Here is a 12,910-nt window from a genome sequence, read left to right as displayed (position 1 = left end):
CTCATTGTGAGGCGAATGACTGCTGCGAAAGCTAGCTTGAGGACAAAATTCCGTAATTTTCTAAGGCGCTTATGAGTGATTCGATTTTCGACCGTGCTTCAGTGTCGATCGTTGCACCTCCAGTAGCCGGGGCGACCGACGGGGGACGTTTCCACGTTCCTTGAGAAAAAAGCAACTGACCCCTTGATGCGTCATGCAGAAGCAGGCCCTCCACAGGTGCCAGATATAGCCACTGGCTTCCCTGCCAAATTGCCAAATTTCCCTCTTTGCCCGTCCATTCTCCGGTCGCCGGAGTGCCGATGAGATGCGAGTCACCTTCCGTGGGGTTGGCTGGAGGATCAGGCCGCTCGTCGACGATTGAGGGGTGTAACAGAGCGTCTATGCGCACCAGGGCTTCGTTGACGAAGAACTCTTTTTGAGACTGGCCTGAAAAGAGGAGTGGCTATGTTGCGGGCCGCGTAAAGTCTCCGGCTCACCCGCTGAATAGAGCATCGCCTCCGCCCCATTGGGGAAGCGAAGTCGGCGCAGGCTCGGTTCAAAGCTGGGCATTGTATCGGGTGCGCAGCACGACATAATACCGCTTTCACCCTCGACCATGATTGACCTTGCATCATTGAGGCTGGCCCCAACCAGAGCGATCCGCGCCTGACTATCGCTTTCTGCCACTCGTCGTACCCATTCGGCGCCCGCCCGCGTCTTGCCGAAGCCGCGCCCCGCCATGATCAGCCAGATGCGCCAGTCACCCGCGGGTGGGCGTTGGCCCGGATGACACCATAAATCCCAGTCATGAGGCCAGCTATTGCGTTCGCGCGGAGTAAGGCTCTCCGAGAATTTCCTGCGTTCGTCAGCGGTCGCATTGAGTAGAAATCTCAGCACTCCGACGCGCTCTTCTTGGCATCCTGAGATTGACGGTCCTGAACCTGTTTGCGCAGCGTTTCGACCTTGCGTTCGATAGAGGCGCGCACCTCGGCAGCGCTGACATTGGCGCGCGATGCCTCTTCTTGCGCGGCGGCTTCTTTATGAGCGGCGAGCAGACGCAGAGCGTTTGCGACATCCATTTTGTACCCTGGTTTGTGATCGCGCAAATAGCCGAGAACCTCCATTTCAAGATTTCGATATCCCTCAAACAGTGCTCCGCGCCACGCCAGTGCGAAGGCTGCGTCATCGCGGCGTGCCTGATATACTTCGCGGGTGGAGATAGTGGCTGCGGCGGCTGAGGCCTTGATATTTGAAGTCTCAGCCAGCTTGGCTAGGAAGTCGCGCTGCCATTGACGTTTCGAAGGCCGATTTGCAGAGTTTTTGAGGACTGGTTTATCGTCTCCGATCGCCTCATCCCATCTTTTCGCAAATTCAGGTGAGCGCTTGCGGCGCGCCTTTACATTGCTGGCCGATGTGCCCGCAGCCTTTGCTGCACGACTGATAATCTTGAGCTCGGCGAGCTGCTCGATAAATGCGTCTTCCCAGGCCAGACGCGTGGCTTTGGTGCTCATGGGTCCCGTCCTTGGAATTGAGATTGCCGGTGTCGAAGCAGGCGAAGGCATGAAAAAAGCGACCGTTCCGATGGAAGGTCGCCGATTGCTTATTGGTCAGGGTTGCGAATCACACTATCGCGATGTTCTGTTTCTCTAACCAGGGAGTGTGACGATGTCAATACAAAAGTGCCAAATAGGTTAAAATTGAAGAATTGATTTGAGTTTCAGGCTGCATTAGGGGCGCAGCATCGGCACCTCGTCATCGCGAGGAACGAAGTGACGCGGCGATCCATCCGGCTCAACCTCTGGATTGTCACGCGACCAACCGGTCGCTCGCAATGACGAATGTGAGGGTTTTCTTAAATGCTGATGCGACCGTTGCGGGCATTGTATAACTGGACCATGGACAAGGCGGCGCATCCCCAGGCGGTGTGGTGGCTGGCATTCTTCTGCTTCATCGAATCGAGCTTCTTTCCCATTCCGCCGCATCCGCTGCTGGGCTTAATGTGTTTGGCGGCGCCAAAGCGGGCAGTCTGGTTTGCCTTGGTTGCAACGCTTAGCTCGGTCGCGGGTGCATTGCTCGGCTATGCAATTGGCTGGGGCGTATACGATACGATTGGGGGGCCACTGCTCGGGCTGCTAGGCCTGACAGAAAGCTTCCCCGTCGCGGCATGTTATCTACGCGAATATGACGTGGAGGCGATCCTTATCGCTGGTGCGACGCCGGTTCCGTTCAAGCTGCTCACGATTACTGCGGGCTTCATCGAAATGTCGCTTGTTCCATTCGTCCTCGCAAGCTTTGCGGCCCGTGCAATGATTTTCATGACGGTCGGCATCCTGTTCCGCGTCTTTGGCGCGCCGATCAAGCGGATCATCGACAAATATCTCGGCACCGTCACGACGGTTTTTGTCTTGCTGGTCGTAGGCGGTTTTGTCGTTCTGACGCAATTGTCAGGCAGTGACGAAGAAGTGAAAGATAAATGTGAGGCTGCAACCACGGTTCAGCAAGGGTAGCGCCATGACCAATTTGTCACGACGCCTGGTTGCAGAAGGACTGGGGAGCTTCTTCCTATTCGTTTGCGTTATCGGCTCTGGCATTATGGCAGAGGCTCTGGCGGGCGGGAATGTGGCGATTGCGCTGCTTGCCAATACGATTGCGACAGGGGCTATCCTGTATGTTCTGATCACCATGCTTGGGCCGATTTCGGGCGCGCATTTCAACCCTGCGGTGACGCTGGCTTTCTGGCTGCGCAAGGAAATTGGCACTCGCGATGCCATTCTGTTTGTCGTGGTACAGATTGTGGTGGGGGCTCTCGGTGCGCTGGCCGCGCATCTGATGTTCGATCTGCCGATCCTGCAATTCTCCACCAAAGCGCGCGCTGGTATCGGTCAGTGGAGCGGAGAAGGGATCGCGACGTTTGGGCTCGTGCTGACGATATTGCTCACAGTGCGCTATCGCCCGGAGGCGGTGCCAGCCAGCGTTGGTCTGTATATCACCGCTGCATACTGGTTCACATCGTCAACCAGTTTTGCAAATCCGGCGATTACGATTGTTCGCAGCTTGAGTGATACCTTTGCTGGCATCGCACCCGGCGATGTGCCGCTATTTATCGCGGCGCAAATCGGCGGGGCTGTGATTGCGACGGTGCTGGCGGGATGGCTCATCCGATCAGCCGACAGCGCCTAGATTATCCCGACCGCTTTACCGGCGCGTTCAAACATGCCGAGAATTGTTGTCACTTCTTCTTCGGAATGTTCCGCACAGAGTGAGCAACGCAGCAGTGTCATGTTGGCCGGTGTTGCCGGTGGGCGAGCAAGGTTCACATAAAGCCCTTCGCGAACAAGAGCCTCCCACATCGCCGCGCCTTGCTGAAGATCGGGCATGATCACCGCGATGATCGCACTCTGCGGTTCCTCAGTGCCGAGTGAAAAGCCTAGCTCTTTCAACCCAAGATGCAGGTTCTTGGAATTCTCCCACAAATGCGCCCGTTTGTTGGAGCCGTGCATCAGTTTGCGGATGCTGGTCGCGGCAGTCGCGACGACGCTGGGCGGCAGGCTGGCAGTAAAGACATAGGGTCGGCATACCAGCCGCATAATCTCAAATTTCGGGTGGTTGGAAACGCAAAAGCCGCCAACTGTCCCTACACTTTTTGAAAAAGTGCCGATGATGAAGTCGACATCATCCATGATGCCGGCATCTTCAACAACGCCGCGACCATTCTCTCCGATAAATCCCATGGAATGTGCTTCGTCGACCAGCACCATCGCGCCGTATTTTTTGGCGACTGCGACCATTTCTTTGAGCGGGGCGACATCGCCCAGCATCGAATAGACGCCTTCGAGAATTACCAGCTTGCCGGCATCCTCTGGGATGCGACGCAGCCGCTTTTCCATGGCCTCAATGTCGTTGTGCTTGAACGGAACGATCTCGGCATCGCCCAGCTTGCAACCATCCCAGATGCTGGCATGGCTATCGATGTCGAGAACGATATAGTCGCCCTTGCCTGCAATGGTGGAAATGATCCCTAGATTGGCCTGATACCCGGTTGAGAAGACCATGGCGTGATCCATGTCGTAGAATTCGCGCAGGGCGTCTTCGCATTCCTTGTGGCCCTGATACGTGCCATTGAGAACGCGGCTGCCCGTTGTCCCGGTGCCGAAATCCGCCAGCGCCTGCTTGCCCGCATCGATCACATCCGGATCGAAGGTCATACCCATGTAATTATACGTGCCGAGCAGAATCGTGTCGCGACCATTGCAAATTGCGCGGGTGGGCGAGAGGACTTTTTCCATCACGAGATTGAAAGGGTCCTCTACCCCGCTGGCGAGCAAACCCTCGCGCATCGCGATGATCTCGTCGAATTTTGAGAACAGATCAGGGGTCATATCCGCTGCTTGCGGATGATTGCTCTGGTCGGTCATGACTTACCTCAACTATCTGAGTTTAGCTTAGCAACAGCATCAATCAGCTGACCAAAATTCTCGATCTCGGCCTGCTGATTCATCGAGATGATGATGTCGAACTCATCCTCAATCTCAGCGACGAAATCCATCACGGTCAGACTGTCGAATTCCAGATCATTCGCGAATGTCGAGGCATCAGTGATATCGACGCCCTTCTTGTTGAACGGCTCGATCAATGACCGGATACGTGTGTCGACCTCTGTGCGATCCATGGGGTGTCCTATCCTGATTGGCCTATTCTGTTCGTACCGCACCATAGCGTGCCAAAATTCTCTACTTCGCGCAAAACGGGCTTCGTGACCGCTTGTCAAGCGCTAGGGGTGATCACAGCCTGTACATCACTGGCGCGGGATTCCGTTCTTTTGGGAATATTGCGATCACTAGCGCCGACATGGAAAACAGCAAAGACGGCAAGGTGCTGCAGGGCAAGAAATACACCTTTCTGTCCTTCGCCTCTAAGGTTTTCATCACTGGGTTGTTTATCCCGGCCTCTGGTGCTCACAATCACGATGGCGCATTATAACAGTGCATTCACCGCGGCCATAAACGGTGTGATTGAAACGGGCTTGGCCAGATAATCCTCGGCGCCCGCGCCGCGAATACGCTCTTCATCCCCCTTGCCGGCATAAGCGGTGACAGCCAGAATCGGCACTGCACCAAGCGCGGGATCAGCCTTGATTTGCGCGATCAGGTCCACTCCGGAAATGTTCGGCAGCTGGATATCCATAATCACCAAGTGTGGATCAAACTTCTTGGCCGTTGCCAGCACGTTCTCTCCGTCAGCGACCGGCACCACTTCGAAACCATTGGCCTTGAGCACATCGCAAAAAAGCTTTCGGTTGAGATCGTTGTCCTCGACAACCATTATTCTCTTTGCCACTGCTTGCACCATACTCGATTTTGAAGTTCAACTCGCTTGGCCCTAAGCCAAACCCCTACACAAAGCTAGGAGCCCGACAATCAACCAAAGCGACCAATCCGATGCGCTCAGCCCTCAGACCATTGCGCTCGCGGCGCTTGGCTGGATCCTGCAGGATCAGACGCGTGCAGACCGGCTTTTATCGCTTACTGGATTGACCGCGGAACAACTGCGAACGGGTTTGGAGGAACCGGCAGTGCTCAGCGGCATTTTAGGATTTCTGGCCAATCATGAGCCGGACTTGGTTGCAGCTGCCGATGCACTGAGTATGCAACCAGAAGAAATCATCGCCGCGCACAGAGAGTTGACCACTTAAACCATGACACGCCCACTTATTATTTCGGATTGCGATGAAGTGTTGTTGCATATGGTCGCACCATTCAGTGACTGGCTGGATGAAAGCCAGGGTGTCGAATTCAATATGGCCGGGGCCGACTTTGCCAATGCTCTGCGCTGGAAAGATACAGGAGAGGCGCTGGAGACCAAGGATGTCTGGCGGATGTTGGGCGGATTTTTCGACACCGAAATGCATCGGCAAAAACCTATTTCTGGCGCGATCGAGGGTATCAACGCACTGGCTCAGCATGCCGATATCGTGATCCTGACAAACCTGGTGGATGAGCGACAGGAAAAGCGTAAAGAACAGCTTCTCGGTCACGGATTGGACGCAAAGGTTTATACTAATCAGGGACCCAAAGGCCCCGCGCTGAAAGCAATTTTGGATGAGTATCAGCCTTCGCGTGCGATCTTCATCGATGACTTACCACAGCATCACCATTCCGCCCGCGAGACGCTGGATGTAATCACCACGCTGCACCTGTGCGGCGAACCGATGATCGCTCCGCATATTGCCTGCGCGCACAAAGCGGGGCATGCCGATGCGCGGATTGATGACTGGGACACTGCCTTGCCGTGGTTGCTCAACCAGCTCGAAATGGCAGCTTGAAAAGGAGCATGTATGAGCGTTGAATCAAGATTGGATGAGCTGAGCATCATTCTGCCAGAGGCGGCTGCTCCGGTGGCAAGTTATAAGCCGCTAGTGGTGCATGGCGGCGTTGCCTATATTTCCGGACAGCTGCCGTTTATCGGAGGCGCTCTGGTCACCGGCATTCTGGGCGAGGAACTGGGCGTTCAGCGCGGAGTCGAAGCCGCGCGGGCATGCGGGCTCATGATCCTGTCACAGCTGAATGCCGCAGGTCTGCTCGAAAATGTCGAGCAGATCATCAAGCTCGGCGGATTTGTCGCGTCGAGCCCGCATTTCCATGATCAGCCCAAGGTCATAAATGGTGCATCGGACCTGATGTATGATGTCTTCGGCGACGCTGGCAAACATGCTCGCAGCGCAGTGGGTGTGCCATCTTTGCCATTGGGCGCGGCGGTGGAGGTTGACGCTATCATCGCCTTGAAGGGTGATTGATCGCCCTATTCCCGATTGGCTGACCGCTTATGAGTTCGCACATCGCGGACTGCATGACGGGGTAACGCGCATTGAGAACTCACTGAGCGCGGCAGAAGCGGCGATTGCGCGCGGTATGGGCATAGAGCTGGATATTCAGCGCAGCCGCGATGATCAGCCGATAGTCTTCCATGATTGGGAATTGTCTCGGTTGACAGATGGTGAAGGGCTAGTCGTCGCGCAGGACGCTAACGCGCTCTCAGAACTGCAGCTTTCCGCGACCAATGATCATCCAACTACACTGGCCAGTTTCCTTAAGTTTGTGACAGGTCGTGTGCCCATCCTGATCGAGATCAAGTCAATGCCGGATTATCTGGTGGAGCGGAGCTGCTCAGCGGTATCTGACGCCTTGGTGGGCTATGATGGCAACGCCGCCGTGATGAGTTTCGATCCGCGTGTCAGCGCATGGTTCGCGCAGCATTCGCCCGATACGACGCGAGGTCTTGTCTGCACCGATACGCTCGATCATGGCTGGCTCAGCAAATGGCGTGAGGACGGTGTGCTCGATTATGCGCAGCCCGATTTTCTGGCCTGCGATATTCGCGATCTCCCCAATCACCTTGCAACTGAGTGGCGCGGTTCTGGCAAAGCGCTGCTGACCTGGACGGTGCGCAACCAGGAATTCAGAGCCCGCGCATTAGAGCATGCCGACGCCTTGATTAGCGAGGGTGACGGCCTCGCATGAGCGAGCTTGTCGCAAAACTTGGCGGTTCGGTTGGTGCGTTCGCGCAGGAACAATGGGATGCGCTCAATCCCACTGACAACCCGTTTGTCAGCTATGCATTTCTGACTGCACTCGAAGATTCAGACAGCGTGGGCGAGGGCACCGGCTGGCAACCTGCGCCGCTGGTTATCACGGACGCGGATGATCGATTGCTCGCTGCAATGCCATCCTATCTCAAGGGTCACAGCCAAGGCGAATATGTCTTCGATCAAAGCTGGGCCGATGCGTATGAGCGCGCAGGCGGGAGTTATTATCCCAAGCTCCAAATCTCCGCGCCTTTTACGCCTGCCACTGGGCCGCGTGTGCTGTTGTCAGACCCGGCTCTAGCAGGCCCACTGATCAATGCCGCCGAAAAACTGTGCGAACAGAACGCTTTCTCATCAGCGCATGCAACATTTGTTGAGCTGGACCAGGTCACCATTTTTGAGCAATCCGGCTGGATGCTAAGGCACGATGTTCAGTTTCATTGGGAAAATGACGGATACGAGACGTTCAACGAGTTTCTCGATGCACTGGCCTCTCGCAAACGCAAGAACTTGCGCAAAGAACGCGAGGCGGCTCAGCGCGATGTCGATATTCGTCATTTTCGCGGGGATGGGATCAAACCTGAACACTGGGACGCGTTTTGGATATTCTATCAAGATACCGGCGCGCGCAAATGGGGCACGCCTTATCTGACCCGCGCCGCATTTGACGCGTTTCAGCACAAGATGTCGGACCAGCTTTTGCTGATATTGGCGTTCAGGACGATGTTCCGGTTGCAGGCGCGCTTAACTTTATCGGGCGGGATGCACTTTACGTACCGCTATTGGGGGTGTAGCCGCGACATCCGGTTTTTACATTTTGAACTATGTTATTATCAGGCGATCGACGCTGCCATTGCAATGGGCCTAAACCGCGTTGAAGCGGGGGCTCAGGGCGGGCACAAAATTGCGCGCGGCTATCGCCCAACGCAAACCGTATCAGCGCATTGGATCGCAGACCCGGGCTTTCGTGCGGCGGTCGCCGACTTCCTCGAACGCGAACGCGAGGGGGTCGCGATAGACCGAAATTTTCTCGACAGACGCACTCCGTTTAAACAGAGCTAGTCTATCTACTAAAGCGTTTACTCAGGCGACTTTGCGTGCGTTGTCGCTCAACCATTCGCGTGCTTGACGCTGGGCCTCTGCGATCTCGCGTGCAGTCATTTCCTCAGAAATGTCAGCGCGGCACCATGCCGCCTCTTCATGACCTTTAGATGCGGCGATGTTGAACCATTTGTGCGCTTCAATCATGTCGCAGCTGGTGCCGTGGCTACCGGTCGAAAAGGCAACGCCCAGATCATACAGGGCATCAATGCTGCCGCGTGAGTAGGCGAGTAAGCAGTCAGCGATCAGCTTGTCGGCTTCTGGCCCTTGAACGATTTTGCCAGCGCCACCCGTTATGGTTGTGAATGTCATTAATTAAGCCCCCAAAACGCCAGTCCGTTGCGAACTGGTGGAACTATCACTCAGCCATCATGGTCAATAAAAGGTTAACGGAACCGCGAAGTTTGTAAATTTGTGGAAACGACCCACTCCTTCAACATGCACGGTTTGGCCCAAATTGGCTGCGAATGATCCGATCATGCTTTGTACCTTGTCTGTTAAGACTTGGCTGCCTATACGCGCCGCAACTTGGTTGATCGCGCAAAAGGGGTGTCAGTGCGCGGATGGTACGCGAAAAACCAGGTGGGTTGGACAAATTGGGTAGAAAATCTATGGCCGCCACCGCGCTGAAGGCTGACGACGCAAAGCTTGAAAAAGTTAGAGCAAGACTGGGCGAAAACTACACGCCCAGTGATGACGAACCTTATATGAGCGAGCAGCAGCTCGACTTTTTCCGTGTGCTTTTGCTTGAGTGGAAGAAAACCATCCATGATGCAGCGGAAACGACGTTGCAGTCATTGCAGGACGGTCCTATTCGCGAGCCTGATCTTAATGATCGTGCTTCCAGTGAAACTGACTGGGGTATCGAGCTGCGTACGCGAGATCGGCAGCGGAAACTTATCTCAAAAATCGATTCTGCCCTGCGGCGTATTGAAGAAGGCGAGTACGGCTATTGCGAAGTGACCGGCGACCCAATCGGCTTGAAACGGCTGATCGCGAGACCGGTTGCAACGATGACAGTCGAGGCGCAATCCGCGCACGAACGCAAAGAGAAAATTTCGCGCGACGACTGATTTGATGGGCTAGTCCTGACGCCTTCTTGTAATTAAGCTTACCGTTTGTTTAGGCTTTTTCGCTAACACCTTCGTCTAACGGAAGTGTCGCTGGATTTATCCCGCGAAGATGTTGTTTAAACGAAGGAAAGCCGAGATATGGCCGGTGTGAATACCCGCAATATTGACCGAGATAGCCTGTTTCTTCTGGCTGATTTGACGGTTGCGGGCCAGACAGAGCCTGCGCGAGTCAAGGTTCGGAACCTCTCGGCGGGTGGCCTTATGTCTGAGGCTGACGTCCCAGTGGAACGCGGGATGCGCGTGGTTGTTGAATTGCGCAATATCGGCAAGGTCGACGGCACTGTTGCTTGGGTTCAGGGTCGGCGATTTGGTGTCGCCTTCGAAAAAGAAATTGACCCCAAACTTGCACGTTCTCAAGTTGCTTCTAGTGGCGAAAGCAATGTTCCACGCTATGCTCGCTCGACAATTGACTACTCATCGCAGGCGGAATGGCGCAAAAACATCCGTCCAATCTAAGCGAACGTGCGTCGGCGGCTCTTAATCCGCTGACACTCGCTGCTGACGTATTGGAAAAGCGATGCTAGATCGGTGCAGTAATGCGCGCGATATTATCATTTTTGATCCTGCTTGCTGTCAGTGGCTGCATCCAGCGCGACGATGATGGCGCGGTTGATGTAGCAATCATCGGCGAGGATGAGGTGCTGTTCGCGAGCGGCTTACGACTTTCATATGGCGCGCAGAAAGTTCGCGCAGCGACGTCACAAGGTCTTGTGACCAGAGCCGTGGGAGGAGAGATCGTTCCAGCAATTGCTGAGCGCTGGATCGTGACGGACGATGGCTCGAGCTATATTTTCCGCATCCGCGAATTTGATCTGCCTGATGGAAGCAGATTGACAGCTCAGGCTGTGCGCGACTCCTTGAGGCGCAGTTTTTCTAGGCTGAGTGGGACATCCATGGGCTATGATCTGGCTAAGGTACGCGATGTCAGAGCCATGACAGGCCGGGTTGTAGAAATCCGATTGAAGAGCCCAATGCCTGATTTTCTACAGCTGCTTGCTCAGCCTGAGCTGGGCTTGCAGGTCAGTTCAGCCACTGTCGGACCAATGGCAATGACACGCGACGGAGAGGTGGCAATCCTTTCTGCGCTCCGGCCTGAAGAACGAGGTTTGCCGCAACAGCCCGATTGGGATGCGGATTTGCTTGAGGTTCGTGTGACCGCTGTGGATGCGCAGACCGCGTCGACTGGCTTTGGCAATGGCGATTATGACCTTGTCCTGGGGGGAAGAGTGCAGGATTTGCCATATGCAGATACGGGAGCGCTAAGTCGCGGCACCGTGCGGCTGGAATCGACAGTCGGCATTTTCGGCCTCGACATATTAAACAACGACGGAGTGTTGGCAGAGGCTCAGCATCGCGAAGCTTTGTCTATGACGTTGGACCGAGAGGCGCTGATGCAGCCCTTTAATATTGGCGGTTGGACCACAACAACGCGTTTGGTCTTTCCTGGATTGGGGGCGATACCAAACTCTTGATGGAGCGGTGGCAGAATCTCGATCTGGAACAGCGCCAAGCTATTGCACGTAGGCGTATCGCTGAATGGCGTGCACAGAGCGGCGAGGATGCTGTTCTCGCTGTGTATCTGCCTGCTGGTCCAGGGGGTGACTTGTTGTTTGACGGGCTACGCAACCAGTACGAGTCTATTGGTGTGACATTGGTCCGAGCCAGATCCCGGGAAGATGCCGATCTGGCGTTGCGAGATAGGGTAGCCCGCTTTGGCGGCGCGCGCTGGTTTCTCAATCAGTTCAACTGCGAAGTCAGTCCGGCGATCTGCTCTCCTGATGTCGATTTCCTGGTGCAGTTGGCTGTCGACACCACAGATAGCGCCGAGGCGGCGTCTTATCTATTCGAAGCGGAAACGGCGCTTGCTACTTTCAACCCGCATATTCCGTTTGGTGCACCCATTCGATGGTCGCTGGTACGCGGCGATATTGAGGCTTTCGCTGAGAACCCATGGAACGTACACCCCTTGTTCCCGCTCTCCCGAGCCCCCATATAGACAGGGAAAGGGCGGGAAATATGAACGAAAACGACGGTATCCAACAAATGGGCTTCGATTTGCCAACCGGCAATGATCCGGTTTCAATCCGGCGCCGTATAGAAGCGTTGGAAATGGTGCTGGAGCGTAGTTTTCGTGTTCCTGGTGTGAATTATCCCGTCGGTTTGGATTCCATAATCGGTCTGGTCCCGGTCATTGGTGACGTCATTACCGCCGCCATGGGCGCTTATATCGTTTGGGAGGCAAACAACCTGAAACTTCCCAAGTGGAAACTCGCTCGTATGGCTGGAAACGTCGCGTTTGACACGGTGATTGGTGCGGTCCCGGTCGCGGGTGACGCTTTTGATTTTCTGTTCCGCTCAAACACCCGCAATCTGCGGATCATCAAGAAGCATTTGGACAAACATCATCCCGCGCAGAGAGTAATTGAAGGCTAATCGCGCCGCTTGCTACTCTTCGAGCTCAATGTCCCAATAAAGCCAATCTCGCCATGTCTCATGGAGATAGTTTGGCGGGAATTTCTTTCCATATTCCTGCAGCTGCCAGTGCGTAGGCCGGATAGGCTGATTTGATAGGCGCATATTCGCCTGTTTGGGTGTGCGTCCGCCTTTTTTCATATTGCATGGAGCGCACGCGGTGGAGATATTTTCCCACGTGGTCTTTCCGCCCAATCGCCGCGGTATCACATGATCAAAGGTCAGGTTTCCGCTCGCGCCGCAATATTGGCATTGAAAGCGATCTCGCAGGAAGAGGTTGAACCTCGTGAAGGCGGGGAACTCGCTGGGTTTTACATACTGCTTCAGCGCAATCACGCTGGGAATCTTGATATCAAGATTGGGCGAATGCACCTCTCGGTCATAAGTCTCGATCACATCGACCCGGTCGAGGAAGATCGCCTTAATCGCCGTTTGCCACGGCCAAAGGCTCAATGGATAATAGGATAACGGGGTGTAATCCGCATTGAGCACGAGCGAGGGGCACGACGACAAGCTGCGCGTCGGATCATCCTGGCTGCTGCGAAACTGAGCAGCTCTTTCAATCAGTTCGGCTTTGAACACCTATCGCGCTCCTTCCGATATGACGATTGATGCCTTGGCGGGGAAAAGAGTCAAAGCCATG

At 55.0% G+C, this 12,910-nt stretch carries 22 protein-coding genes; 14 read left to right on the top strand and 8 right to left on the bottom strand.

The features are described from left to right. Positions 1-31: 31 nt before the first annotated feature. Genes ACZ1GM_RS14745 through ACZ1GM_RS14735 form a run of 3 tightly spaced genes read right to left on the bottom strand, consistent with a single transcriptional unit; the run spans position 32 to position 1,490 of the window. Positions 32-388, bottom strand: a complete 357-nt coding sequence (locus tag ACZ1GM_RS14745; RefSeq protein ID WP_472677120.1) for a DUF2793 domain-containing protein — start codon at positions 386-388, stop codon at positions 32-34. Beyond that, a complete protein-coding gene (locus ACZ1GM_RS14740) occupies positions 379-876 on the bottom strand; it encodes a terminase large subunit domain-containing protein (RefSeq protein WP_472677119.1) in 498 nt (165 codons plus the stop codon). The genes ACZ1GM_RS14745 and ACZ1GM_RS14740 overlap by 10 nt, the downstream gene beginning before the upstream one ends. Then, positions 870-1,490, bottom strand: a complete 621-nt coding sequence (locus ACZ1GM_RS14735; protein WP_472677118.1) for a hypothetical protein — start codon at positions 1,488-1,490, stop codon at positions 870-872. The genes ACZ1GM_RS14740 and ACZ1GM_RS14735 overlap by 7 nt, the downstream gene beginning before the upstream one ends. Between ACZ1GM_RS14735 and ACZ1GM_RS14730 the strand changes: the two genes are divergently transcribed. The 3 genes from ACZ1GM_RS14730 to ACZ1GM_RS14720 all read left to right on the top strand — a co-directional run bounded on the left by ACZ1GM_RS14730 (position 1,474) and on the right by ACZ1GM_RS14720 (position 3,159). After that, the gene (locus ACZ1GM_RS14730) at positions 1,474-1,629 is read left to right on the top strand and encodes a hypothetical protein (RefSeq protein WP_472677117.1); all 156 of its coding nucleotides are present in this window, start codon (positions 1,474-1,476) and stop codon (positions 1,627-1,629) included. The genes ACZ1GM_RS14735 and ACZ1GM_RS14730 overlap by 17 nt on opposite strands. A 206-nt stretch (positions 1,630-1,835) precedes the next feature. Beyond that, on the top strand, positions 1,836-2,486 hold the full coding sequence (locus ACZ1GM_RS14725; protein ID WP_472677116.1) for a YqaA family protein: 651 nt from the start codon (positions 1,836-1,838) through the stop codon (positions 2,484-2,486). Positions 2,487-2,490: 4 nt separating this feature from the next. Beyond that, positions 2,491-3,159 (top strand): aquaporin, encoded by a 669-nt coding sequence (locus ACZ1GM_RS14720; protein WP_472677115.1) that lies wholly within the window; start codon positions 2,491-2,493, stop codon positions 3,157-3,159. On the opposite strand, the gene spt is transcribed toward ACZ1GM_RS14720, so the two are convergent. Beyond that, entirely contained in the window at positions 3,156-4,394 is a 1,239-nt protein-coding gene (gene spt, locus ACZ1GM_RS14715; protein ID WP_472677114.1) for a serine palmitoyltransferase, read from the bottom strand. The two genes, ACZ1GM_RS14720 and spt, sit on opposite strands and share 4 nt — an antisense overlap. 8 nt (positions 4,395-4,402) lie before the next feature. Continuing rightward, complete coding sequence (locus tag ACZ1GM_RS14710; RefSeq protein WP_472677113.1) at positions 4,403-4,648, bottom strand: acyl carrier protein; 246 nt, start codon at positions 4,646-4,648, stop codon at positions 4,403-4,405. A gap of 179 nt (positions 4,649-4,827) precedes the next feature. Between ACZ1GM_RS14710 and ACZ1GM_RS14705 the strand changes: the two genes are divergently transcribed. Further along, a complete protein-coding gene (locus ACZ1GM_RS14705) occupies positions 4,828-4,959 on the top strand; it encodes a hypothetical protein (protein WP_472677112.1) in 132 nt (43 codons plus the stop codon). Here ACZ1GM_RS14705 and ACZ1GM_RS14700 read toward each other — a convergent pair. Continuing rightward, positions 4,954-5,316: a response regulator gene (locus tag ACZ1GM_RS14700; protein WP_472677111.1), complete on the bottom strand. Its 363-nt coding sequence runs from the start codon at positions 5,314-5,316 to the stop codon at positions 4,954-4,956. The two genes, ACZ1GM_RS14705 and ACZ1GM_RS14700, sit on opposite strands and share 6 nt — an antisense overlap. Before the next feature lie 79 nt (positions 5,317-5,395). Between ACZ1GM_RS14700 and ACZ1GM_RS14695 the strand changes: the two genes are divergently transcribed. The 5 genes from ACZ1GM_RS14695 to ACZ1GM_RS14675 are packed head-to-tail and all read left to right on the top strand — an operon-like array spanning position 5,396 to position 8,623. Further along, entirely contained in the window at positions 5,396-5,671 is a 276-nt protein-coding gene (locus ACZ1GM_RS14695) for a DUF3572 domain-containing protein (protein ID WP_472678590.1), read from the top strand. Positions 5,672-5,674: 3 nt separating this feature from the next. Further along, positions 5,675-6,301, top strand: a complete 627-nt coding sequence (locus tag ACZ1GM_RS14690; RefSeq protein ID WP_472677110.1) for an HAD family hydrolase — start codon at positions 5,675-5,677, stop codon at positions 6,299-6,301. A gap of 12 nt (positions 6,302-6,313) precedes the next feature. Further along, a complete protein-coding gene (locus ACZ1GM_RS14685; RefSeq protein ID WP_472677109.1) occupies positions 6,314-6,772 on the top strand; it encodes a RidA family protein in 459 nt (152 codons plus the stop codon). Continuing rightward, positions 6,765-7,496, top strand: coding sequence for a glycerophosphodiester phosphodiesterase family protein (locus tag ACZ1GM_RS14680; protein WP_472677108.1), 732 nt, complete (start codon positions 6,765-6,767; stop codon positions 7,494-7,496). The genes ACZ1GM_RS14685 and ACZ1GM_RS14680 overlap by 8 nt, the downstream gene beginning before the upstream one ends. After that, complete coding sequence (locus ACZ1GM_RS14675; protein WP_472677107.1) at positions 7,493-8,623, top strand: GNAT family N-acetyltransferase; 1,131 nt, start codon at positions 7,493-7,495, stop codon at positions 8,621-8,623. The genes ACZ1GM_RS14680 and ACZ1GM_RS14675 overlap by 4 nt, the downstream gene beginning before the upstream one ends. A gap of 21 nt (positions 8,624-8,644) precedes the next feature. On the opposite strand, the gene ACZ1GM_RS14670 is transcribed toward ACZ1GM_RS14675, so the two are convergent. Next, a complete protein-coding gene (locus ACZ1GM_RS14670; protein ID WP_472677106.1) occupies positions 8,645-8,974 on the bottom strand; it encodes an SEL1-like repeat protein in 330 nt (109 codons plus the stop codon). Positions 8,975-9,273: 299 nt separating this feature from the next. Here ACZ1GM_RS14670 and dksA point away from each other — a divergent pair, with 299 nt between their 5' ends. The 5 genes from dksA (at position 9,274) to ACZ1GM_RS14645 (ending at position 12,228) form a co-directional block, all read left to right on the top strand. Continuing rightward, complete coding sequence (dksA, locus tag ACZ1GM_RS14665) at positions 9,274-9,735, top strand: RNA polymerase-binding protein DksA (protein WP_472677105.1); 462 nt, start codon at positions 9,274-9,276, stop codon at positions 9,733-9,735. Positions 9,736-9,873: 138 nt separating this feature from the next. Then, on the top strand, positions 9,874-10,251 hold the full coding sequence (locus ACZ1GM_RS14660; RefSeq protein ID WP_472677104.1) for a PilZ domain-containing protein: 378 nt from the start codon (positions 9,874-9,876) through the stop codon (positions 10,249-10,251). Between the two features lie 80 nt (positions 10,252-10,331). Continuing rightward, positions 10,332-11,267 carry an ABC transporter substrate-binding protein gene (locus tag ACZ1GM_RS14655; RefSeq protein ID WP_472677103.1) on the top strand — a complete coding sequence of 312 codons (936 nt, stop codon included), beginning with the start codon at positions 10,332-10,334 and terminating at the stop codon, positions 11,265-11,267. After that, positions 11,267-11,791, top strand: a complete 525-nt coding sequence (locus ACZ1GM_RS14650; protein WP_472677102.1) for a hypothetical protein — start codon at positions 11,267-11,269, stop codon at positions 11,789-11,791. The genes ACZ1GM_RS14655 and ACZ1GM_RS14650 overlap by 1 nt, the downstream gene beginning before the upstream one ends. A 20-nt stretch (positions 11,792-11,811) precedes the next feature. Continuing rightward, complete coding sequence (locus ACZ1GM_RS14645; protein ID WP_472677101.1) at positions 11,812-12,228, top strand: DUF4112 domain-containing protein; 417 nt, start codon at positions 11,812-11,814, stop codon at positions 12,226-12,228. Between the two features lie 12 nt (positions 12,229-12,240). On the opposite strand, the gene ACZ1GM_RS14640 is transcribed toward ACZ1GM_RS14645, so the two are convergent. Continuing rightward, entirely contained in the window at positions 12,241-12,849 is a 609-nt protein-coding gene (locus ACZ1GM_RS14640; RefSeq protein WP_472677100.1) for an HNH endonuclease, read from the bottom strand. Positions 12,850-12,910 lie beyond the last annotated feature (61 nt).

The organism is Qipengyuania sp. JB2-7, assembly GCF_055693485.1.
Note: the sequence above shows the minus strand (reverse complement) of the source record. Positions and strands in the feature narration are given on the sequence as shown.